This is a genomic window from Aliidiomarina minuta (assembly GCF_003987145.1).
GTDB classification, from domain to species: Bacteria; Pseudomonadota; Gammaproteobacteria; order Enterobacterales; family Alteromonadaceae; genus Aliidiomarina; species Aliidiomarina minuta.
Genome location: NZ_PIPL01000002.1, coordinates 112,108 through 132,277 on the forward strand (window position 1 = coordinate 112,108; position 20,170 = coordinate 132,277).

The 20,170-nt window shown below is 49.7% G+C and carries 27 protein-coding genes; 20 read left to right on the top strand and 7 right to left on the bottom strand.

Translation table 11 applies throughout. From position 1 onward, the window contains the following. The first annotated feature begins 86 nt into the window (after positions 1–86). The 6 genes from CWE09_RS10785 to CWE09_RS10810 are packed head-to-tail and all read left to right on the top strand — an operon-like array spanning position 87 to position 4,110. Positions 87–953 carry a heme/hemin ABC transporter substrate-binding protein gene (locus CWE09_RS10785; protein WP_126804061.1) on the top strand — a complete coding sequence of 289 codons (867 nt, stop codon included), beginning with the start codon at positions 87–89 and terminating at the stop codon, positions 951–953. Then, positions 928–1,962: a FecCD family ABC transporter permease gene (locus CWE09_RS10790; RefSeq protein ID WP_241974359.1), complete on the top strand. Its 1,035-nt coding sequence runs from the start codon at positions 928–930 to the stop codon at positions 1,960–1,962. The genes CWE09_RS10785 and CWE09_RS10790 overlap by 26 nt, the downstream gene beginning before the upstream one ends. Next, the gene (locus CWE09_RS10795) at positions 1,955–2,734 is read left to right on the top strand and encodes a heme ABC transporter ATP-binding protein (RefSeq protein ID WP_126804062.1); all 780 of its coding nucleotides are present in this window, start codon (positions 1,955–1,957) and stop codon (positions 2,732–2,734) included. The genes CWE09_RS10790 and CWE09_RS10795 overlap by 8 nt, the downstream gene beginning before the upstream one ends. Positions 2,735–2,754: 20 nt before the next feature. Further along, positions 2,755–3,483: a HugZ family pyridoxamine 5'-phosphate oxidase gene (locus tag CWE09_RS10800; RefSeq protein WP_126804063.1), complete on the top strand. Its 729-nt coding sequence runs from the start codon at positions 2,755–2,757 to the stop codon at positions 3,481–3,483. Positions 3,484–3,500: 17 nt separating this feature from the next. Next, positions 3,501–3,704 carry a helix-turn-helix domain-containing protein gene (locus tag CWE09_RS14360; RefSeq protein ID WP_420807999.1) on the top strand — a complete coding sequence of 68 codons (204 nt, stop codon included), beginning with the start codon at positions 3,501–3,503 and terminating at the stop codon, positions 3,702–3,704. Between the two features lie 34 nt (positions 3,705–3,738). Beyond that, positions 3,739–4,110, top strand: a complete 372-nt coding sequence (locus tag CWE09_RS10810; protein ID WP_126804064.1) for a VOC family protein — start codon at positions 3,739–3,741, stop codon at positions 4,108–4,110. Positions 4,111–4,145: 35 nt separating this feature from the next. On the opposite strand, the gene CWE09_RS10815 is transcribed toward CWE09_RS10810, so the two are convergent. Beyond that, a complete protein-coding gene (locus CWE09_RS10815) occupies positions 4,146–5,096 on the bottom strand; it encodes a DUF4382 domain-containing protein (protein ID WP_126804065.1) in 951 nt (316 codons plus the stop codon). A 159-nt stretch (positions 5,097–5,255) separates the two neighbouring features. On the opposite strand from CWE09_RS10815, the gene CWE09_RS10820 reads away from it, so the two are divergent. Continuing rightward, a complete protein-coding gene (locus CWE09_RS10820) occupies positions 5,256–5,687 on the top strand; it encodes a hypothetical protein (protein ID WP_126804066.1) in 432 nt (143 codons plus the stop codon). A 55-nt stretch (positions 5,688–5,742) separates the two neighbouring features. Further along, entirely contained in the window at positions 5,743–6,657 is a 915-nt protein-coding gene (locus CWE09_RS10825; protein WP_126804067.1) for a surface lipoprotein assembly modifier, read from the top strand. On the opposite strand, the gene CWE09_RS10830 is transcribed toward CWE09_RS10825, so the two are convergent. Further along, a complete protein-coding gene (locus tag CWE09_RS10830) occupies positions 6,658–8,061 on the bottom strand; it encodes a S8 family serine peptidase (protein WP_126804068.1) in 1,404 nt (467 codons plus the stop codon). Positions 8,062–8,233: 172 nt separating this feature from the next. Between CWE09_RS10830 and CWE09_RS10835 the strand changes: the two genes are divergently transcribed. Together CWE09_RS10835 and CWE09_RS10840 are read left to right on the top strand one after the other, a co-directional pair. Beyond that, positions 8,234–8,731 (top strand): RNA polymerase sigma factor, encoded by a 498-nt coding sequence (locus tag CWE09_RS10835; RefSeq protein WP_126804232.1) that lies wholly within the window; start codon positions 8,234–8,236, stop codon positions 8,729–8,731. A gap of 1 nt (position 8,732) precedes the next feature. Next, positions 8,733–9,476: an anti-sigma factor family protein gene (locus tag CWE09_RS10840; RefSeq protein WP_126804069.1), complete on the top strand. Its 744-nt coding sequence runs from the start codon at positions 8,733–8,735 to the stop codon at positions 9,474–9,476. A gap of 35 nt (positions 9,477–9,511) precedes the next feature. Here CWE09_RS10840 and CWE09_RS10845 read toward each other — a convergent pair whose 3' ends face one another. Then, the gene (locus CWE09_RS10845; RefSeq protein ID WP_126804070.1) at positions 9,512–9,706 is read right to left on the bottom strand and encodes a hypothetical protein; all 195 of its coding nucleotides are present in this window, start codon (positions 9,704–9,706) and stop codon (positions 9,512–9,514) included. 183 nt (positions 9,707–9,889) lie between these two features. Here CWE09_RS10845 and CWE09_RS10850 point away from each other — a divergent pair, with 183 nt between their 5' ends. The 6 genes from CWE09_RS10850 (at position 9,890) to CWE09_RS10870 (ending at position 13,707) form a co-directional block, all read left to right on the top strand. Continuing rightward, positions 9,890–10,228, top strand: a complete 339-nt coding sequence (locus CWE09_RS10850; protein WP_157982853.1) for a PadR family transcriptional regulator — start codon at positions 9,890–9,892, stop codon at positions 10,226–10,228. Positions 10,229–10,263: 35 nt separating this feature from the next. Further along, positions 10,264–11,250 (top strand): hypothetical protein, encoded by a 987-nt coding sequence (locus CWE09_RS10855; RefSeq protein WP_126804072.1) that lies wholly within the window; start codon positions 10,264–10,266, stop codon positions 11,248–11,250. A 111-nt stretch (positions 11,251–11,361) separates the two neighbouring features. Next, a complete protein-coding gene (locus CWE09_RS10860; RefSeq protein WP_126804073.1) occupies positions 11,362–11,997 on the top strand; it encodes a hypothetical protein in 636 nt (211 codons plus the stop codon). 59 nt (positions 11,998–12,056) lie between these two features. After that, positions 12,057–12,194: a hypothetical protein gene (locus tag CWE09_RS14210; RefSeq protein WP_198679760.1), complete on the top strand. Its 138-nt coding sequence runs from the start codon at positions 12,057–12,059 to the stop codon at positions 12,192–12,194. Between the two features lie 14 nt (positions 12,195–12,208). Beyond that, positions 12,209–12,679, top strand: coding sequence for a methyltransferase family protein (locus tag CWE09_RS10865; RefSeq protein WP_241974360.1), 471 nt, complete (start codon positions 12,209–12,211; stop codon positions 12,677–12,679). Between the two features lie 110 nt (positions 12,680–12,789). Then, complete coding sequence (locus tag CWE09_RS10870) at positions 12,790–13,707, top strand: VOC family protein (protein WP_126804074.1); 918 nt, start codon at positions 12,790–12,792, stop codon at positions 13,705–13,707. On the opposite strand, the gene CWE09_RS10875 is transcribed toward CWE09_RS10870, so the two are convergent. Continuing rightward, positions 13,686–14,753 (bottom strand): serine hydrolase domain-containing protein, encoded by a 1,068-nt coding sequence (locus tag CWE09_RS10875; protein ID WP_126804075.1) that lies wholly within the window; start codon positions 14,751–14,753, stop codon positions 13,686–13,688. The genes CWE09_RS10870 and CWE09_RS10875 overlap by 22 nt on opposite strands. Positions 14,754–14,926: 173 nt before the next feature. On the opposite strand from CWE09_RS10875, the gene soxR reads away from it, so the two are divergent. From soxR to CWE09_RS10895, 4 genes are all read left to right on the top strand, one after another. Next, on the top strand, positions 14,927–15,415 hold the full coding sequence (gene soxR, locus CWE09_RS10880; RefSeq protein WP_126804076.1) for a redox-sensitive transcriptional activator SoxR: 489 nt from the start codon (positions 14,927–14,929) through the stop codon (positions 15,413–15,415). A 116-nt stretch (positions 15,416–15,531) separates the two neighbouring features. Next, a complete protein-coding gene (locus CWE09_RS10885; protein ID WP_126804077.1) occupies positions 15,532–15,810 on the top strand; it encodes a hypothetical protein in 279 nt (92 codons plus the stop codon). Between the two features lie 92 nt (positions 15,811–15,902). Continuing rightward, positions 15,903–16,028: a hypothetical protein gene (locus CWE09_RS14305; RefSeq protein WP_275541095.1), complete on the top strand. Its 126-nt coding sequence runs from the start codon at positions 15,903–15,905 to the stop codon at positions 16,026–16,028. 73 nt (positions 16,029–16,101) lie between these two features. Beyond that, positions 16,102–16,653 carry a dihydrofolate reductase family protein gene (locus tag CWE09_RS10895; RefSeq protein ID WP_126804078.1) on the top strand — a complete coding sequence of 184 codons (552 nt, stop codon included), beginning with the start codon at positions 16,102–16,104 and terminating at the stop codon, positions 16,651–16,653. Positions 16,654–16,668: 15 nt separating this feature from the next. Here the strand turns inward: CWE09_RS10895 and CWE09_RS10900 are convergent, their stop codons facing one another. The 3 genes from CWE09_RS10900 to CWE09_RS10910 form a co-directional block, all read right to left on the bottom strand. Further along, the gene (locus CWE09_RS10900; protein ID WP_126804079.1) at positions 16,669–19,131 is read right to left on the bottom strand and encodes a heavy metal translocating P-type ATPase; all 2,463 of its coding nucleotides are present in this window, start codon (positions 19,129–19,131) and stop codon (positions 16,669–16,671) included. Between the two features lie 64 nt (positions 19,132–19,195). After that, positions 19,196–19,591 carry a Cu(I)-responsive transcriptional regulator gene (cueR, locus tag CWE09_RS10905; RefSeq protein ID WP_126804080.1) on the bottom strand — a complete coding sequence of 132 codons (396 nt, stop codon included), beginning with the start codon at positions 19,589–19,591 and terminating at the stop codon, positions 19,196–19,198. Next, positions 19,588–20,169 (bottom strand): flavodoxin family protein, encoded by a 582-nt coding sequence (locus CWE09_RS10910; RefSeq protein ID WP_126804081.1) that lies wholly within the window; start codon positions 20,167–20,169, stop codon positions 19,588–19,590. The genes cueR and CWE09_RS10910 overlap by 4 nt, the downstream gene beginning before the upstream one ends. Position 20,170: the final 1 nt, after the last annotated feature.

The window sequence follows — 20,170 nt, forward strand, 5'->3', positions numbered from 1 at the left end:
TCACTTGCAAATGCAAGTGATTCTCATTTAGAATTAGCTCATCGCATCAACATCAATAAAACCAAAACAGATGAGGACGAAGGATCATGAAACTGATCAGCTACCTGTTCGCGGCCACACTGGTTATTGTCTACCTGCTGGTGCCAGCTCAAGCGCAGACGCCACGTATCGTAGTAACCGGGGGCAGCCTCACTGATGTAGTTTTTGCGGTGGGTGGCGAAGCGCAGGTTGTGGCAGTGGACAGCTCCAGCCTGTCACCGGCAGAGGCACAGCAAAAACCAGTCGTGGGTTATTATCGGGATCTTTCCGCAGAAGGCGTGTTGTCGGTGTCTCCCACCCATGTCTGGGCTTTGGAGGGGACGGGGTCTGATCAGACCTTACGCCAGATCGCGCGTACCGGTGTGACCGTTGAGCATTTCGCTAAACCCGAATCGGTGGCTGATCTGATTGCGCTGGTTGAGCGTGTCGGGGCCGAGTTAGGCCGAGAGGGCGAGGCTCAGCAGGTTGTGGCGTCTATTGAAAAGGATTTAATGAATGTGGCTGCACTAACCACAAACGAGTCTACAACAGATAATACGTCGTCACTCCGTGCTTTATTCGTATTGCAGGCGTCTGATCGCGGTATTGTCGCGGCCGGGCGTAATACGGTGCCCGCTTTATTGTTCAGTTATGCGCAGGTAGCTAACCTGATCGAGCATGATGGCTATAAGCCCGTGTCTACAGAGTACCTTGCGGTTTCTCAACCCGACTTTCTGGTGGCACCCTCTCATGTAGTTGAGGCCGCGGGTGGTCGTGAGCAGTTTTGCGCACAATCAAGTTTGCGTCTGTTACATGCAGCGCGTGACTGTCAACTGCTGGTCCTTGATTCGATGCTGGCTCTTGGTATGACAACCCGTATTGCTGATGCGATTCAACAAGTTTACACCTATGCACATGCAAGCCCGTCAGCATAACTTTAAGACGGCGATTGCCGTTACCGCGTTTTTACTTATGGTCGCCTTTGTTCTGGCGATATCTTCAGGCCCGGTAATGAGTGACTGGCGTCTTATGCTGGCGTTCTGGTGGCCTGGCGAATTTAGCGGTATTGATACCATTCACCAAACTGTGGTGACCGAAATCCGCATGCCGCGGCTTGTTTTAGGTATCGCTGTAGGTATGACTCTGGCGCAAGCGGGTACCACCATGCAGACACTCTGTCGCAATCCGCTGGCTGATCCTGGTTTAATTGGCATCTCCGCTGGTGCTGCCACCTTTGCCTTGTTTGTGATCGCCTTTGGTCCCGTTATAGGTCTGCAAGGGTCTTACTGGGTTACGATCGCGGCCTTTACGGGTGCTTTGTTAGCCACCTTTCTGGTGTATCACCTGGCGGGTGGCCTACGTGGCGTTAATATCGCCACCTTGATCCTGGCAGGGGTCGCGATTAATGCGATGGCGGGTGCCTGTATCGGCTTGTTTAGTTATTACGCGGACGATGAAGCGCTGCGCCTGATGAGTTTCTGGCAAATGGGATCGCTCGCCGGGGTAACCTGGGACCGCTTGCCTTATGGCATGGTGGCTATGGGCATCAGCTCAGTCATGTTGTGGTGGCGTCGACGTGCTATCAATGCCTTATTACTGGGTGAACGCCAGGCGGGTTATCTGGGCATTCAGGTGGTGTCGCTCAAGCGCGAACTGGTGTTCTGGGTGGCGTTGGGGGTTGGTGGCGCGGTTGCGTTGACTGGCATGATAGGTTTTATCGGGTTGGTTATTCCGCATATCGCACGAATGTTAGTAGGGGCCTCGGTGGTTCGTCTGATGCCGGTGTCTATGCTGTTGGGAGCCGCTGTGCTGGTACTTGCAGACTGGCTGGCACGGATGCTGGTAGCGCCGGCTGAATTGCCGATTGGCATTATCACCGCACTGATTGGCGCCCCCTTCTTTATTTATTTGTTACTTCAATACAAACGGAGGCTGCATGCTTGATATCAGCCAATTGTCGGTGGTTCGCAATAAAAACAGGGTGCTTGATGACATCACGCTGACCCTGGAAGCGGGCCAGATGGTGGCGGTCATCGGAGAAAACGGTGCCGGTAAATCTACGTTGTTACATGCCATTGCAGGCGATCTCGGTTTTACTGGTCATATTTTTCTGCATGGACGCGAGTTGCTAGCCTGGCCTGCGCGCAAGCTGGCGAATGTACGCGCAGTCATGGAGCAACACGCGCCGGTAGCGCAGGGAATGTCGGTATTAGAGCTGGTGATGCTTGGCCGTTATTGGGCGCACGAGGCGGATAAAAAAAGTCAGCGCATTGCTGAGAGCTGGCTGGAAAAACTTAAAATTGAGCATCTCCAGCATAACGATCTTGAACGTTTGTCCGGCGGTGAGCAACAACGAACTCACTTAGCCCGCTGCATGGCGCAACTGCAGTCATCACTGCCGGGCGAGCAACTATTGCTGGCGGATGAACCAACGGCAGCCCTGGATGTGCATCATCAGCATACCGCGTTATATCAATTGAAAGCCTTTGCCAGAGCGGGCAACCTGGTGGTCACTGTGATGCATGATTTGAATCTGGCGATGTCGTATGCTGATAAGGTAGTGCTGCTCAAAGGCGGCCAGTTACAGGCCTTCGGCGACCCGGAAGAAGTCTGTACCGCCTCCAGATTAAGCCGATTGTACGAACACCCTATGCATGTGTCACAGCATCCTGTGTTACAAGTGCCTATGGTGTTTGCTGAACCTAACCGAATATAAACTGAATGACAGGAGCAGGTATGAATCATCGAATTGAAGCGGCTCGCCAGGCACGGTTGCTGGCTATGACGCACTCAACCGCAGTGTTTTCGACCATTTCTCATAAACTGAATGGTTATCCATTTGGTTCGGTCTCACCCGTGGCATTGACCGATCAGGGCGACGTGCTGTTTTACGTCTCTGATATCGCCCAGCATGCGCGTAATTTAACTCACGACCCGCGGTTAAGCCTGACCTTCTTTGCCTCAGCCGCGCAGGGTGACCAGAATGAACAGGCACGTCTGACGTTAAGTGGTCAGGCAGCACCTATAACTGGCGATGACGCCGAACCCGCACTCAAGCGTTATCTGAGCTTATACCCCGATGCGGCAGGTTATACCCAAGCCCATGATTTTAAGATGTGGTCGATGAAAGTTGAACATATTCGTTTTATCGGAGGCTTTGGCGAAATATTCTGGTTGACCCCGGAAGAGTGGCTACTGCCTGCACCTGCGTGGTCGGCGGATGATGAAGCGAATATGGTGACCCATATGAATGAGGATCACGCTGACGCTTGCGCGCTAATGCTGCAACACGTGAAAGACATTAGCAGTACACCGACTATGGTTGCTGTCTATGCCGACGGTTGTTACCTGCAAGCCGACCATAAGCTACACTTTATACCTTTTACTGCACTATGCCTGACCCCCACTGAGGTCAGAAAAACTCTGGCCCAGATGACAAAACAGGCACGGGTTGCAGTGGCGTAGACAGGTTTTGTGCAATTATTCGTTTTCAGCAGACCTCGGTGTTGTTGAGTCACTCTGACATGCCACTAGCCCAGATTGCCGTGGAGCTGGGGTATGCAGATCAAAGTCATATGACGCATCAGTTTTCGCGATTCTTTGGACAGCCTCCTGCACGTGCTCGTCAGCATGTCGCATTTTTACAAGATCAAAACCTAGCCAGCATCAATACTAGAGGTTCTTAGTCAAATCCCTGTTTAAGTTAATGAGGTGTGAATTATGAAATTCTGGTCGGGTGTAGTTACAGCAAAAGTGCAGGAGTCTAAAGACTTTTATGTCCGTTTATTTGGCTGCGAAGTCCTTTACGAAGGAGATGACGGTTGGTTTGTGTTGTTGCAGCTTGGCGACAGTGAACTCGGCTTTATGAAACCAGGTATGAGTTCACAGTCCAACAGATTTCGCGCTCCTTATCAGGGGGCTGGCATGTGGATCTCTGTTGATGTTGAAGATGTCGATGCAGAATATGCGCGTATTAAGAATCTTGGAGTGCCGGTAGAAGTTGAGCTTCGTGATGAGCCCTGGGGTGATCGGCACTTTGTTGTGGTCGATCCCAACGGCATAGGTGTGGATGTAGTTGAACACCGGCAGTGATCAGCTAGCAGGCGAGTGCCTGCTAGCTGATAGGTTTATTCGCCGATTACAACTTCCAGTGTCTGCCCTTGTTCTATGGTGACGTTCTGGGCGTGAATGAAGGTGAGTTCGGTTTCTTCTTCAGGATCATCGTTGGTGTCACAGGTCAGTCCGAGTGTGTACTGGCCGGCTTCGATGAAACCAATAGATAATGGATACTGAGAAACGCCATCGTAGAATACCGAGATGCTGGCATAAGGCGATACTTCATCGCTGTTACTGAACATATCTTCAATAGCGACATCCTGACCTTCGAACAGATAAACGGCTGCTACGGCTTCTTCGTTGTCAGCTGGTGCTACGCTGCATTCGTTTTCTATCAGCAGCATTTCTGCTATTTCGCCGTCCAGGTGACCTACCGAAGCGTTATCGACTAAGCGCAACCCACGAGGCTTGAGCAAGTAATTAGGGAGTCCTGGAGGAGCGACCAGGGCGCGCCGTAGATCAAATTCCAGAGTGTAATTAAATGACTGATTGGCGGTTAAAGTTACACCATCGAGACGTAGTTGATCTGAAGGAATATCAAGTGGCTGGCGACTACCATCAGTTAATTCAACGTAGCTGCCCTGGCTGACGAAGTTCAGGCGTAATTGACCGTAATTACCAGCGGGCACTTCAGCATTCTGCACTAAAGCTGCAGAATCGGCGCCTTGCAGGGTTAGCAGGTCGATACCTACAGTACCGGGAATGACATTGCCAGTTTCATCAAGACATAAGTCATTGGCGGGCACTGCAGAGTCACTATCACCGACATTGAAGTTTTGCGGCGGCAGACCGTTGCCTACGAGTTCAACACTGTCAAAACAAACAAGAACAGCATTGGCTGCATCTACGGGGGCATCACTGACATCGAATGAAACCTGTGCGGTATCGTTTGTTTCAGAGTCGCTGTTACATGCGCTTAACCCGAGGGCAATTGAAACGGCTAAAAGAGTGTATTTTTTCATGTTGTAATCCTCACCTTGTATTTAGATTCATATTGTTAACGTGCGAGGGTTTGCTTTTATTCCCTGTTATCTAAAAAAATTAATTAAATATATTTGGGAATATTATGCGCCGATGTTCCGTTATCTTCATGTCTTTTGTGGCAAAATGAGGAAACAACAATGTTCAAATTAACTACGCAACTTAAACAACTCACGCTGGTAACAGCAATTGGATTTACTTTTAGTGCCCCCGCGACGCTTGCGGCAACTGGCGATGTTGATATTGCTAATGACAGCCGGATTGCTGTGCAGGCAAGCACGGGTATAGAGACTGCGGAATCGGCGCGTGAACTGCAACAGCTGGGACGTGGTATTAGTGAAACAGCGCGCGGATCTGCGCAGGAAGCCCGACAGGCTATGGGTGCTCTGGTACGCCAGGAAGTAGGCGCTAATGTGGATGCTGCTGTAAATGCTGAAGTAGCTGGCCAGGTCGGTGCTTCGGTAAGTGAGAATGTAAGAAACACTGTGCGTGAAAATGTGCGTGGCAACGTTCGCGAGAGTGTTCGCGATGATGTTCGACCTGCTCCAGTTCGTGGTCGTGGTGGAAACTAAGCGTACAAATACCGGGCTGGAAACGGCCCGGTATTTTAATTAATGGGAACAGTATATGAAGCTTATTCTTTATAGTCTTTTGTTCGCTGGCGCTCTGCCTTTGTCGCTGTATGCTGAGGATTCTGGGGAAAGTCCGCTTTCCTGGTCTGGCAACCTGGGGGCCGGTGCTGAACAACATTCTAATGTCAGTGTCACCGAAATTGAGAGTACAACAGGTGAAGCCGACAGTGCTATTCTTTTTGAAGCAGGACTGGATGCCAGCTGGGCTCTGAGTGAGCGTTTCACACTGGATGCAGGTTACAGTTTCAGCGACCGTCGTTTTAATCAATTCAGTGAATTTGATTTGCGTATGCACCTGGCTTATTTAGATCTGAGCTATGAAGCGGGCGACTATAGCTTTGGCGCTAACCATTATTACGCGGATGCTCTTGTCGACAGCAATGATTTTCTAACACTCAACCAAAGCTCCCTGTATGTGGCACGCTTTATTGGCAGTCAGGTTTATCTGCGGGCGGCCTTGAATCAGGTTCGTAAGAATTTCAGTCAGCTGACTGAGCGCAGCGCCGATAGTCAGGGTTTAAGTACCAATATATTCTGGTTTTCCACCGATGTGCAGCGTTTTCTGTCACTGGGTTTAAGTTATACGGATGAGGACGCCAATAATAATGAGTTCAGTTACCAGGCCTGGGGCTCTCGCCTGCGCCTGTCACAGCGCTTCCAGTTGTTTTCACGGGATGCCCGGATGCAACTGAGTGGTAGCTGGGAGGAGCGCGATTACGAGGGGGTTACTACATTGCTCTCTGAAGCTCGCCAGGATACGCAGCTGTTGGCCGAAGCCAACTTTGAAGTTGCTTTAAATCAACGGTTGAGCCTGGTGGCCGAGTTGGAGCGGGGCCGTTTTCGCTCCAATCTGGCGATTGCCGATTATGCCGAAACACGGGCTGGATTAGGCTTGCGTCTGGATTTTTAATCAAGGGTGCAGTAAGCCATAACCGTAAATGGGATCCCGTCCTGGCTCCCCCAGATCACGGGTCAGCTGTTGCAAGTAGGTTTTAGTCTCATTGACTCCTGATTGACGAAAGCACCCTGCAAATGCGCTTACCACGGGCGCCGCCATCGAAGTACCTGACCGAAGAGAAAGTCCCCCATTTGCCATTAACGTTGGCATAGATACGCCCGGTGCAGCAAAGTCGACGTGCGACCCCTGAATGGCCCAGGGATAAACCTGACCACTTTGATCAACCGCAGTGACAGCTATCACCGATGAATATGCCGCCGGATACTGGGCTGGCGCATGGGGGCCGGGGTTGCCGACCGCTGCCACTATAGCCACATTATTATCCGCGGCGACTTGCACAGCTTGGCGCAGCAAATTGTTAGCGGGTCCCGCCAAGCTCATGTTAATCACAGCTACATCCTGACTCAGTAACCAGTCTATCGAGGTGAGCAGGTATTCTACTTTACTGCCTCGATGCGCACTTTGTTGTTGATAAAAAGCGCCGGCCTGAAATACATGCGCGGCGGGCAATAGTGGGTTTAAATCTGAGTATTCACCGACAAAAATGCCGCTAACGGCGGTTCCGTGTTCGGTGGGTAGATGGTCATACCCCTCCAACGCTGAAAATTCAGTTAAACGACCTTGCTCACGGGCTTTGCTCAGGCCCGGATGACCTGTTTGTAAGTGGGTATCTATAATGCCAATACGTAAATTTTCTTCGCATACGGCTGGCATGGGATACTGAAACAAAGGCGAGGCTGAAGCGCCTTCCTGTAACTGATAAACATGTTGTCGGTCCAGAGCCTGGTGCAGATGTGAGGGTAGCAAACGCTCTATACTCTGCTGATTATCCAGGCTATCCGGCACGCGGAAAGTAACTAAGTGCTGTTGCAGACTCTGCAGTTCCCGGGACTGATGTATATAGCTTAAAAGTTCACTGTCTGATTGGCGTAAGTTTTCCATATCAGCAGCGCTTGCTAACAAAACCCATTCGCGCTGAACAATACGGATATGAGGTTCAAGTTGTATTTCCCGAAAGCGGCTGGCTCCCTGAGCACTGGTTATATCCAGAGTTGCCGGAAGTGACGTACCAACATGCGATGGCACCTGCTCAGGAAGTTGATTGGCGCGACGTAACATGGCTTCGGTTATATTTGCCTGCACCCGCTCTTCCGCTCTTTCTGCGGCTTGCGGCAGTTGACGCTCAAGGCGTTCCAGCTGGCGCATAGCTTGCTCGGCACGGCGCTCCATAGCTTTCTCGACCGGTAAGGGAGGAACTGGAGGTCGCTCTGGGGGGCCTTGCTGAGCCAGCGAAACTGGAGTGATAAGGCAGGCACTGAGTAAATAGAGCCTGGTAAGGCCTCTCTGCATGATCATAACGGTACCCTGAATAGTGACTGGACGTTCGTGTATGCAATACTAACGGTTCAAAGGGGCAAAAAATTCCCTGATGGCAGGGAATAAATGACTACCTCTGTTCGTTAGTATACCAGAGTTCAGGTTTTAGCAGATAGCGAGGCATATATTGAAAACTGATAAAGCAGAACTGATGGCTACGTTACCAGCGTTACGGCGGTTTGCGTATTCGTTAACCCATTCCGTTCCGGATGCTGATGACTTAGTTCAGAATACAGTTGAACGGGTGTTGACCCGGGATATCCCAGCGGACGTGGAAATTGCTAAATGGGCATTTCGTATCTGCCGTAATTTATGGATTGATGAGTATCGGGCGCAGAAGGTTCGTGAAGCGGCTGTACATAATCCGGAGTTTCATCAACGCCAGACATTTGAAGGTGAGAAACAGGTTATGCAGGAAATGAACCTAAGCTCGGTAGGCAGTGCCATGCAGCAACTGCCTACCGAGCATTTGACGGTTTTAAGCATGGTCGCGGTGCAGGGTTGCAGTTATAAAGAGGTGGCCGAGGCACTCGATATTCCTTTGGGTACTGTAATGAGCCGTCTGGCGAGAGCGCGCACCGGGCTACATAAAATTATTCATGCACAGGATATTATGGATTCAGGTTTATCATCCCGGGAGGTGCACTGATATGCAGATTTCAGATCAAATACTGTCTGCCTTTTTAGATAATGAATTACCGGCTTCTGAGATGGAGGCGGTGCGCCAGGCAATGGTGGAAAACCCAGAATTAGCGGAACGTCTGGCTGAACTGGTGTTGGTGGATGAACAGGTACAGGCTCATGCATCCCAGATAGATAAACAACCCGTACCCGGCCGTACCCTGGAACTGCTCAATGCCAGCGAAGACACTACGGATAGCCGTTGGTGGCAGAGCGCCCGTCAGCGTTTTTCTAATGGAGTCTCTGAACATATGGCAGCGGCCGCAAGCGTATTGATACTGGTAGGTGGCTTTTCTGGATACTGGCTGGCAATGCCTGATCCCGAGGCAAGCCCCTGGCAACTGGTGCAACAACAGTTATCGACAGCAACCAGCGGCCAGACTGTTGAATTGGCGGATGGACAGGTTTTTTCCAGTCAGTTCAGCTTTAGTGGTGCGACTGGTGAGCTGTGCCGTGTGTATCAGTTGGGCGGGACTCAGGCATCCGAGAATATTGCCTGCTATCAGTCAGACTCCGGTTGGCAGAATATGCTGACGGTATATATAAATACCACAGGTGAAGGAGAGTATTCACTGGCCTCAGGCCCTGAAATACTGCGAGAACAGGTCAGTATGTTACAGGACGGGCCTGTCTATTCGCTGGAACAGGAACGTGAAGCACTGGAAGCGCTGGCCAGTGGAGATGAGTTATCAGGTGGCCGCCTCTCGTTTTAATTGCGCGATACAGGTGTATCGCGCTTATAGGTCGTTCATTTGGAGTCCTGGCTGCGCTGTTCTGGCGCTATCTGTTTGTCCGCTTGGTTGTGCGTGCCATGGGTTTGATCCGGGCGTCGGTGATCCTCGCGGCTTTGATTTTGCTTGTCCTGCTCCGACTGCTGTTTGCGGCGCTCCGCTTCTTTCTTAGACTCTTCATGTTGTGATTTTGGGTCGTTGCTGTTACTCATCGTAACCTCCTGTCTCACAGTGGGCTTACCTTTTAGCCTAGCTTAAACAGACACGACTTCCAGTGCTTTACGTGACGGCATTGCGCTGTTGTCAGGTGGTAACTGTTTTCAGGACATTGTTTTCAGAATTTAATACCCTCCTTATATTGATATAATAAGCTTTACTATGTAATGTTAAAATCTATGATGAAACATAAGAATGACAACGATCAGATTCTGAAAGGTCTGTTGGACACGCTCGTACTGAACGTGCTGCGTGATCAGCCAAACTATGGTTTTGGTATTAAAGAGGCCTTACAGGTACAGCTCGGTGACGATGCTGATGTGCTTAAAGAAGCTACTTTGTATCCGCTACTACATAGGCTTGAACGACGTGGCTTATTATTATCGTACCGGCAGCCCGGTGCGCGAGGCACGCCACGCAAATATTATCAGGTCACTCCAGAGGGTTTGACGTACCTGAAAGTGCGCACAAACGAATGGCGAAAAGTAATGAGCCTGCTGAAGCGCACTATTTTTTAAACACCACATAAAAAGAACTACAGGAGGGAATCTTCATGATGATGCACAAGTTAACACGCTTTCCGTCAGGGAAATTTCCACAACAGCTGCTAACCGGTGATCCTATTATTGATGCTTACTTAAAGTCACTTGACCTGGAGCTGGCTGGAAGTAAGAAAGTTAGGGCTGATACTCTGCAGGAAGTCAGTGAACACTTACTCGATCATAAAGCCAAATTAGAAAAACAAGGGCAGCATGAAGATAGCGCCGCGCATCAAGCGGTTTCGAGCTTCGGTGAGGTTGCTATGCATGGTCGTGAACAGCGCAGGGAGCTATCTCGGTCATTTTTTAAGAAGTTTTTTATCATGGGTTCTGGGTTTGCCACACTGATGTTTTTCATACAGGGTTTTAGCAATGAAGGTTTAGTCAGCGAGTGGCGAGTCTGGGCGGTAATGTTTGCTTTCAACTTTCTTCTTTTTGGCGCCTTGATGAGTTTCTGGTCTACCTTCATGCTAGCAGGTGACAGGTCTGATTCTAGCTGGTCATCGGCTAATAAAGCAGAAACTGAGCTGAAGGTGTATTCCGGAAGATCAAGTAAGTGGGCAGCTATATTTCTTGTGATTGTTATGTCGGCCCTGTCCGGACTTTTTCTTGCCGGGTTATTAGGGTACGGCTTAATGCAGAATACCTGGATTGGTGCCAGCCTGTTGCTGGTCATTGTCGGTATACGTAATGCCCTGGCAGCATTAACAGCCTGGACGAGGTATCGACTATCACCTTCATCTTTTTATATTTGTTCGGTTTGGGGTAAGACGGAAATTCCGCGCAGTCAAATAACTGATATTCGCCGTTTACCAATATGGATGAGCCTTGTAAGAATAAGCATGGGCTGGCAATACTTGCTTTGCTGGTGTGATGACAACGGCCAGAAAAAGCAAAAAGTAGTCGCAATCAACGATGAAATGAAGCATTCGAATCAATTGTTGGCTGTATTAAATGATGACGTCATAGTGAATAAATCGAATACGCCGGCAGAAAGCTAGTTGGCTTCATCTCCTGCGATGAAGCACCACATTAGGTAATTATCGAATACTTTGTAAACAGTTGGATTTATTGGTATAACAAAATTTAACTGGTAATTAGGGAAAGCGGTAATGATGAAAGGAAACATAGCGTTGAGCTGTATTGCACTGGCAATGTTAGCAGCCTGCGACAGCCATTCAAAAACCGATGATGAAGTTTTGGCTAGCGGCGGCTATATACTTGAGTATGAATTGGACGGCCAGAATTATGAAGTGCGCCAGGAAAATGCAGGTCAGTTTGAGATTAGTTGTCCCGTCAATGTAACTTGTGACGCGGACTTTAATTACCGGGCGCATACGTTTAGTGATGATAACCTGTCGATGTATATGTCTTTTTCGTCTGAGTTAGTGGGCAATTACTCGTATAGCAATATTGTAGAAAACTTCAGCTATACATATATGCGCATTGAAGTTCCTTCGCTTGATTCTGACAACAGCGAGGTCTACTTTCAGCCTTTGGAGGTGCTTCGTGATCTGAGCTTTGATGCCGATATCCATCGTACTTCCAGCTTCAGGTTGGACCTTCATGACTTTGAGGAGGGATACCTGAGTGGTACCTGGACAGGCATAATTACTGAGTTGACTGAGGAAACGGAAGACTTAAGCGATGATGACTGCCATGCGGATGACATTATGGGTGAGTGTTATGAAGTTATTCCTGTGACCATGCCATTTACGCTGCGTTTTAATTTTGAGGTTGTTCAGTAAGGCAGTTTCTGTCACCCAATACAGGGTGAAAAAGAGCTCGCATTTTCTAGGAGGATACGATGGAAATTTTCGGTATTTTAGGTATGGTTTTTGGGATTTTGGGTTTCTCGTTTGCGCTTTCGACTGCTGATAAAGTTAAGAAACTCGAAGCGCAGCTGAAATCCTCTGGAGTTCTTAGTGAAACGGAAAAGCAATAAGGGGTAGTTAAGGCGTGCCTTTTGTAAACAGTTTTGAACTTAAAATCCCGCCAGCCTTGCTGGTCATTATAGTGGCGGTTGGGATGTGGATTTTGGCTTTATTATTTCCACAATTGAATGTCCCCTTTACCGGTTCGGTCGGTGTAGCGACCGTTATTGCCTCCATAGGCATCGCAGTGGCAGTGCTGGGAGTTCTGGAATTCAGGAAGGCAGATACCACCGTTGATCCGCGCTTTCCCGATAGGTCCTCACAGTTGGTGGCGAGCGGCGTTTATCGTCTTAGCAGGAACCCGATGTACCTTGGATTTCTTCTTATATTGTTTGGATGGGCATGGTACCTGATGAGTTTGCTGGCATTTTTATGGCTGCCTTTATTTGTAGTCTATATGAACCGCTTTCAGATCCAGCCTGAAGAAAGGTATATGGTGCATAAATTCGGCGAAGAATTTCATGCTTATACCGCCCGGGTGCGGCGCTGGATATAAAAGCTGGCTGCTCATTGTCGATTTTGCTCTGCCTCAGTCGACTACCAGGTATGGGGCAAGTGCTCCATTATAAATAAACCTGGGTAATAGACCTTGAAGGGAGATATGCAATGACCGCGACCAGACAAAAGATAGTTCCGCACTTGTGGTTCGAGACCGAGGCAAAAGAGGCGGCGGATTTTTACTGTTCTGTTTTTCCGCAATCAACCATTACGAATACGACGACACTACACAACACGCCCTCAGGCGATTGCGATCTGGTGTCGTTTTCGTTGTCGGGATATTCATTTATGGCAATCAGTGCCGGACCTTTATTTAAGTTTAATCCCTCGGTATCTTTTATGGTCAACTTTGATCCGTTGCAGGATGCAAACGCGAAGCAACGAATTGACGAGGTATGGGAGAAACTTTCCGAGGGCGGCAAGGTTCTGATGCCAATAGACAAATATCCATTCAGCGAACGTTATGGCTGGATTCAGGACAAATATGGCTTGTCCTGGCAGTTGATTTTAACTAACCCTGACGGCGAAGTGCGGCCCTTCATTATTCCATCGCTGATGTTTGTTGGCGACCAGTACGCTAAGGTGGAAGAAGCTTCTGACTTCTATCTGGCTACCTTTAAGGACAGCAAGCGCGGTGAAATGGTGCGTTATCCTGCTGGTATGGAACCGGATAAAGAAGGCACTGTGATGTTCACTGACTTTATGCTTGAAGGACAGTGGTTTGCGGCTATGGATAGCGCACGCGAGCATGATTTCGCATTTAACGAAGCGGTTTCTTTTATGGTGAATTGCGATAACCAGGAAGAGATAGATTACTACTGGCAGAAACTCTCTGCGGTTGCCGAGGCAGAGCAATGTGGCTGGCTTAAAGATCAGTATGGCCTTTCCTGGCAGGTAGTTCCCAGAGTTTTGAACGAAATGCTGCAGGACCCTGAAAGGGTCGATCAGGTAACCCAGGCATTGCTTCAAATGAAGAAATTTAACCTTGCGGACTTGCATAAGATCTATGATGGTGAGCCTGCATAGCAGTCGCTGTTCAGTAGCCATTCTGCGAGATCAGCGATGCGGTGAGCCTGGGGATGCAAGCCTGACAGGTTAGAAAGCACGATCACGCCTTTAGGTTGTTCGGGTTGGATAAGCACTGCGGAAGTAAAACCTCCAGTGGCACCGGTTTGTTCAAGCCAGGTGTTAGTGCTTGTTTGTTGAATAGACCAGGCAAATCCGGAAGTCGGTTGATGGGGTTTCTGCATCAGGCTGGCTGCTAAATTTGAAGGCATTAACTGGGCTTGAACGAAGCGGACCACGTTATGCAGCGAGCTGTAAATACCCCCTGAACTCTGGAAAGCGGCGAAATCCCAGTACACAGTTTCGCTGCCATCCAGGTTCTGTCCGGTTACGAGATCAGGTTGTAACTTGCGGCGTTGTAAACTTGTGCGGTTAAGTGCGTAGGGTTGAATAATATGCTTTCGCAGCAGTTCCCCGTAGGTTTGTCCGCTGGTGTTTTCCAGAGCGAGCCCTAGCATGGCATAACCAAGATTGGAGTAGCGATAGCCGTCTTCGGGTTCGCTTCGTGTTACTTCATATTGAAGGTAATTAAGCAGGCGTTCGGCGGTATAATCCTGAAATGGGTTGCTGTTAATGACCGGCATGTCGGTCAGGTCTGAAGGTAAAAAGGGAAGGCCAGAGCTGTGGGTAAGTAACCCCTGGAAAGTGATGCTGGCAGTATCACTGCTGAGACCTTCGAGATAATTACCTACAGCATCGCTGAGTTCTAATTGCCCCTCTATCGCGAGGTGCGCGGCGATATAAGCGGTATAAAGCTTAGTGACCGAACCTATCTCAAACACCGCGTTTTCGTTTTGAATTGACTCCCAGTCATTAGAGGTTTTGACGAAACCACCCGTTACTTTTTGCTCGGCATTGAAGCAGGCAATAGCCAGTTCAGTACCCGTTGGAGCCTCAATAAGAGTAGAGGTGGTCCGCTGCTCCCAGCTGGGGGCAGCGCAGCCTGATAAAAACAGGGTAAGAAGTAGTGTGACGAGAAAACGCATCATACTCTGTAATATAGGCAATCAGGCATTCTGTGGTAAAGCTTCATGTCTTAGATATTGCCGCCGGGTGCCGCCTGGTTCACTCCTGTGGTTTGTGGATTTCAGAAGCAAGGCTAATACTTAAACCTTTGTTTAAGTCAAAAGGTAAATTAAGGTATGTTAATAGTTCAGCGTTAAATACTTAGGAGCCACTCATGCATGATGAAAATTATTACAAGGTTGAAGGTGCTGTATTAACTATCGGGCAAGTGGGAAAACGCAGTGGCGTAGCCGCTTCTGCATTGCGTTTCTACGAAAAAAAAGGGCTGATCAAAAGCATTCGTAATGCAGGGGGGCAACGGCGTTATTCTCGTGAGGTGTTGCGCCGGGTCGCTGTCATCAAAACAGCACAGCGTCTGGGCATGCCGTTAGGAGAAATCGCGGCTGCTTTCTCCGATTTACCAGAGCGGCGAACGGCCACTATGGAAGACTGGCTCCAGCTGTCGAGTAACTGGCGCAAAAACCTAGATGCGCGTATCGAACGCCTTTCATTGTTAAGAAACCAATTAGACGACTGCATAGGCTGTGGCTGCCTGTCACTTAAATGCTGCCCACTACGCAACCCCCATGACGTTGCAGCAGAGGAAGGACCCGGTGCATTATTATTTGAACAGCCGCCTGCTAAGGAAGATATTGCAACTTAACATTTCCAGTACTTACATTCCCTTTAATAAATTTACGCTGTGTTTTCTTTTTCTTGTCGGACAAAAATTAACCAGTCATTAATACTTAAGTTATATCCTGTTTAAGAGTAAAGAGTATGACTGACACACCGCAAGTTGAATTAGCAAAATTGCACGAAGAGTTTCCCATTCTCAATGATCTCGAAGGCACGCTGATTTTTCGTATCAATGAGGGAGAGTCGAAACCTGAAAAAATGGTATGGAATCTTGATGCAATGTTTCAGCGACACCTGGCCAGGCTTGGTATAACAGAACGTTTGCAACATTTTTTGGCGTATCTGGTCAGGTATCAGGAGGGTTCCAGCTGCGAAGGTAAAATTGAGTTTGAACGCGGCCGTTTCCGGGTGAGTTTCTGACGCTAACACCAGCATTTAGCTGGGGTGGTACCTTTGCTGAAACTGAAGACGGTTTGCCTTTTTTTGGTGAACATCCGCAGTATGGTTCACGAGTGCAGTTCGCAATGGCTTATGGTGGCAACGGTATCAGTTACAGCATGATAGGTGCGGGTTTATTGCGAGCTAATATTGAAGGCCGGCCGCATGCGCTGGCCGAGTTATTTAGCTTGACGGGCTGACAGTTGTTGTCGAAAAGAATGCTCGCCATCCGACTAAGGTATGGATGCCGTTTTCATGAGAAGGATCTGAATCATGGCGCATGTGATTTATTCGATAAACACGACTGTAAATGGCTTATGTCATCATCTGGATAGTGTGGTTGACGAGGCTCACCTTGAGTATGCTATCAACCTGACTTTATCCGCTGAAGCGTTAATACTTGGGCGCACTACTTTTGATTTGTTTATGGAGTTCTGGCCTGGTGCTGTGGAACGAAGTGAATTGCCAGTGATGACGCAGGCCTTAGCCAGAGCTTTTAACGCTATTGCAAAGTTTGTGGTTACAAGTCGGACCGCTGAATTATGCTGGAATAATTCCCGTCTGTTATCTGACCTGGACCAGGTGGCTTCATTGCTGCAAAAGTCGACAGGCAGGGTAGTTGTCTTCGGCAGCCCGGGCCTAGCTACCAGTATGCTTACTAAAGGGCTGGTGAACGAAATCCACATTTTGGCGCAACCCTTTATTGGGGTCGCCGGGCCTCAGGTTTTTAAAGGTCTGGCGAAACGAACGAACCTGAGCCTTCTAGGCTCAGACTCGCTGCCGGCAGGTTCCGTGTTGCTTCGTTATGGCGTTAATAACGGCTAACCCTGCAGCCATAGATTAATACTGGCTCTTAAATCCTTTCAGTCTTAAGGCATTGGTTAACACAAAAATACTGGATAAGGCCATAGCCGCTGCTGCGAGCATGGGGGATAGCAAAATGCCGTACCAGGGATACAGAATGCCAGCAGCGACCGGAATTAATGCCGTGTTGTAAGCAAAAGCCCAGAACAGGTTCTGGCGTATATTACGTAAGGTGGCGCGGCTGATAGCAAAGGCATTCACCACACCGCGTAAGTCGTCACGCATGAGCACCACATCTGCAGACTCAATAGCAATATCAGTGCCGGTACCTACGGCAATGCCGACATTGGCTTCGGCCAAAGCGGGTGCGTCGTTAATGCCATCACCAACAAATGTAATGTCCCCATATTGCTGACGAAGTGTTTTTACGGCTGCTACTTTGCCGTCGGGCATGACTTCGGCCATAACCTCATCTATGCCCAGGGTGTCTGCGATAGCTTCTGCAGTACGGCGGTTGTCACCAGTTACCATAGCGACTTTAAGGCCTAGTTTATGAAAAGCTTTGACCGCGTCAACGGAGCCTTCGCGCAGGGTGTCGGCGACGGTTATAATAGCGACGGTTTTACCATCCAGGGCTACATACAGGGGCGTTTTACCCTGGTCAGATAATTGTGCGGCGGTGTGCTTAAACTCGGCTAAATCGTAACCCAGCTTTTGCAGATAACGATCAGCCCCTATTTCCAGACGATGTCCCTGCGTGCTGGCCTGCACGCCCATACCCGCGTGAGCATTAAACTCAGTCACTTCAGGTAATTGCAGTTGGCGTGCTTTAGCCGCTTTGACGATGGCCTGGGCAATCGGGTGTTCGGAGTTATCTTCAACGGCTGCGACCATGGCCAACAACTCATTTTCATTAATACCCCCAGTCACCTGATAATCGGTCATTTCCGGTTTGCCTTTGGTCAGGGTGCCGGTTTTATCCAGGGCTATCACCGAAGCATTACGCAGGGTTTGCAGGGCTTCTCCTTTACGAAATAGCACGCCTTGTTCGGCAGCACGACCAGTCCCCACCATGATAGAAACCGGCGTTGCCAGCCCCATGGCGCAAGGGCAGGCGATAATCAATACGGCCACGGCGTTGACAACCGCGAAGGTAAGGGCTGGCACAGGTCCAAACCACAGCCAGACAGCAAAGGTCAGCAATGCCATTAGTATTACTACAGGAACAAATACGGCGGTGACTTTATCGACCAGTGCCTGTACGGGCAGACGTGCGCCCTGAGCCTGTTCTACCATGCGAATAATCTGTGCCAGCACACTATCAGCACCCACTTTACTGGCGGTAATGGTTAATAGGCCGTTTTTATTCACAGTGCCGCCCACCACGTCATCGCCTGGTTTTTTCTCAATCGGTATGGGTTCGCCGGTGAGCATGGACTCGTCTACCCAGGAGTTGCCGTCGGTAACCTTGCCATCGACGGCAATGCGTTCGCCGGGCTTGACCACTACCTGATCGTTTTCTACTACTTCGTCCAGAGAAATGTCCTGGGTTTTTCCATCGCGCCGTACTCGAGCGGTTTTTGCCTGCATGCCCATGAGTCGTTTAATGGCATCGCCGGTGCGGCCTTTTGCCCGGGCTTCAAGGTAACGCCCGAGCAATATCAGCGTGACAATAACGGCTGCGGCTTCAAAATAAACGTGTTGGGTGCCTGCGGGTAGAACCTGTGGCAAGAAGAGCGCGACAATCGAAAATAGCCAGGCAGCGGACGTGCCTAATGCCACCAGCGAATTCATATCGGGTGCGCCTTTAAAGAGTGCCGGGAAACCAATACGATAAAAGCGCCGTCCAGGGCCTGCTAAGACAGCAGTGGTTAAGACAAATTGCAGCGTCCAGCTCGCGGTCTGTCCAAGGTTTGCCATTAACCAGTGGTGCATGGGCGGAATAAAGTGACTGCCCATTTCAATAATGAAAACGGGTAAGGTTAATAAAGCGGCTAACCAGAAGGAACGCTTGAGATCCTGTTGCTCCTGCTCTTTGTGGTTGTCAGCTTCCTTTGTCGAACTGTCATGGGTTTTGGCGTCGTAACCGGCGCCACGTACCGCTGCAATCAGCTGCTGGGAAGTGATTGCGCCTTGAATGAACTCTACAGACGCCTGTTCGGACGCCAGGTTGACTGAGGCGTTAATTACGCCGTGTTGTTTTTGCAGGGATTTCTCTACCCGGCCAACGCAGGACGCGCAATTCATACCAAAAAGATCCAACCTGAGGGTGCGGGTCCGGGCCGGGTAGCCGGCTTTTTTGAGGGCATTCAGGGGCCCGTTCAGGTCGCCGCCTTCAGCCAGGGTGACAATGGCACTCTCGCTGGCCAGATTGACGCTGGCGCTCTGTACTCCCGCTGTTTCTCGCAGTGCTTTTTCAGCACGCCCGACGCAGGAAGCGCAATTCAAACCGCTGAGTGAAAGACGAACTTCTGTATTGGCTGACTGTTTACCCGACATTCTAACCTCCCGCAATGACTTCAGCCGTCAGTATCATCCTTACCATAGTGTCAGGGTCAAGCCATTATGGTGGAGGATTTTCCAGCGAGTGCAGAATAGGGCAGGCCGGGTCGTCATCGCCTTTGCAGGCTTCAATCATGGACTGCAGAGTGCTTTTCATTGCTTCCAGTTCGTGCAGCTTGTTATTCACTTCATGCAAATGCTGCTCCGCAACCTGTTTAACTTCACGGCTGGAACGGTTTGAATTCTGCCAAAGCTGCAACAACTCAGCAATTTGCGGAATTGAAAAGTCGAGCAGACGAGCCTGGCGAATAAAACAAAGCTGCTCAATATTATGCTCGTTGTATAGTCGGTAGCCCGCTTCACTGCGACCTGCTGGGCTAAATAACCCCTGCGCTTCGTAGTGGCGGATCATTTTACTGCTCAGCCCGGTACGCTGAGCTACTTCACCGATATTCATTGTGTGATTCCTTGTAGTCGCCGGGCGGTGCGAGCAACCCGCGAACCTAAATAGGCAGCGGTTTGCAAGTCAACAGTATGCAGACGGCCATCCTCAGACTGAGCTATGAGGCCTGACTGAGCGCCCAGCCGGTTAATGCTTTCGCCATTGAACTCGCCGGGCAGATCCAGGTTGACCCATAACATGCCATGCTGGCTGGCCAGGATCTGAAAATACTGCAGGGTATGCAGCTGGTCGCCGCTCAGGTTCAGGCCTATGGTAAAACCTGCTGCCAGTTTATCCGCCCAACTTTTTTGACTCCATTTTTCACTGCTGGCGTCGGCGAAAGCTTTAAACTGAGCGGATACACTGCCCATGTATGTGGGTGAACCCAGTATGATGGCATCGGCTTTATCCAGAGCATCAAGATGCTCTGGATTTCTGTAACGGCCTGCAATAATGTCAGCATCGGTGATTTCAATCCTGCTGACCTCAACGCCAGGCTGCGCGGTGGCACCTGCGATGACCTCGTCAGCCAGTTGCCGGGTGGTGCCTGTGGCGGAATGATAAACCACTGCGATCCTGACTGTAGCTGGCATT

What these genes read in the sequence shown, in the direction of transcription:
- CWE09_RS10785 (WP_126804061.1), top strand. Translation starts at nt 87, where the DNA reads ATGAAACTGATCAGCTACCTGTTCGCGGCCACACTGGTTATTGTCTAC.
- CWE09_RS10790 (WP_241974359.1), top strand. Translation starts at nt 928, where the DNA reads ATGCACATGCAAGCCCGTCAGCATAACTTTAAGACGGCGATTGCCGTT.
- CWE09_RS10795 (WP_126804062.1), top strand. Translation starts at nt 1,955, where the DNA reads ATGCTTGATATCAGCCAATTGTCGGTGGTTCGCAATAAAAACAGGGTG.
- CWE09_RS10800 (WP_126804063.1), top strand. Translation starts at nt 2,755, where the DNA reads ATGAATCATCGAATTGAAGCGGCTCGCCAGGCACGGTTGCTGGCTATG.
- CWE09_RS10810 (WP_126804064.1), top strand. Translation starts at nt 3,739, where the DNA reads ATGAAATTCTGGTCGGGTGTAGTTACAGCAAAAGTGCAGGAGTCTAAA.
- CWE09_RS10815 (WP_126804065.1), bottom strand. Translation starts at nt 5,096, where the DNA reads ATGAAAAAATACACTCTTTTAGCCGTTTCAATTGCCCTCGGGTTAAGC.
- CWE09_RS10820 (WP_126804066.1), top strand. Translation starts at nt 5,256, where the DNA reads ATGTTCAAATTAACTACGCAACTTAAACAACTCACGCTGGTAACAGCA.
- CWE09_RS10825 (WP_126804067.1), top strand. Translation starts at nt 5,743, where the DNA reads ATGAAGCTTATTCTTTATAGTCTTTTGTTCGCTGGCGCTCTGCCTTTG.
- CWE09_RS10830 (WP_126804068.1), bottom strand. Translation starts at nt 8,061, where the DNA reads ATGATCATGCAGAGAGGCCTTACCAGGCTCTATTTACTCAGTGCCTGC.
- CWE09_RS10835 (WP_126804232.1), top strand. Translation starts at nt 8,234, where the DNA reads ATGGCTACGTTACCAGCGTTACGGCGGTTTGCGTATTCGTTAACCCAT.
- CWE09_RS10840 (WP_126804069.1), top strand. Translation starts at nt 8,733, where the DNA reads ATGCAGATTTCAGATCAAATACTGTCTGCCTTTTTAGATAATGAATTA.
- CWE09_RS10845 (WP_126804070.1), bottom strand. Translation starts at nt 9,706, where the DNA reads ATGAGTAACAGCAACGACCCAAAATCACAACATGAAGAGTCTAAGAAA.
- CWE09_RS10850 (WP_157982853.1), top strand. Translation starts at nt 9,890, where the DNA reads ATGATGAAACATAAGAATGACAACGATCAGATTCTGAAAGGTCTGTTG.
- CWE09_RS10855 (WP_126804072.1), top strand. Translation starts at nt 10,264, where the DNA reads ATGATGATGCACAAGTTAACACGCTTTCCGTCAGGGAAATTTCCACAA.
- CWE09_RS10860 (WP_126804073.1), top strand. Translation starts at nt 11,362, where the DNA reads ATGATGAAAGGAAACATAGCGTTGAGCTGTATTGCACTGGCAATGTTA.
- CWE09_RS14210 (WP_198679760.1), top strand. Translation starts at nt 12,057, where the DNA reads ATGGAAATTTTCGGTATTTTAGGTATGGTTTTTGGGATTTTGGGTTTC.
- CWE09_RS10870 (WP_126804074.1), top strand. Translation starts at nt 12,790, where the DNA reads ATGACCGCGACCAGACAAAAGATAGTTCCGCACTTGTGGTTCGAGACC.
- soxR (WP_126804076.1), top strand. Translation starts at nt 14,927, where the DNA reads ATGCATGATGAAAATTATTACAAGGTTGAAGGTGCTGTATTAACTATC.
- CWE09_RS10885 (WP_126804077.1), top strand. Translation starts at nt 15,532, where the DNA reads ATGACTGACACACCGCAAGTTGAATTAGCAAAATTGCACGAAGAGTTT.
- CWE09_RS10895 (WP_126804078.1), top strand. Translation starts at nt 16,102, where the DNA reads ATGGCGCATGTGATTTATTCGATAAACACGACTGTAAATGGCTTATGT.
- CWE09_RS10900 (WP_126804079.1), bottom strand. Translation starts at nt 19,131, where the DNA reads ATGTCGGGTAAACAGTCAGCCAATACAGAAGTTCGTCTTTCACTCAGC.
- cueR (WP_126804080.1), bottom strand. Translation starts at nt 19,591, where the DNA reads ATGAATATCGGTGAAGTAGCTCAGCGTACCGGGCTGAGCAGTAAAATG.
- CWE09_RS10910 (WP_126804081.1), bottom strand. Translation starts at nt 20,169, where the DNA reads ATGCCAGCTACAGTCAGGATCGCAGTGGTTTATCATTCCGCCACAGGC.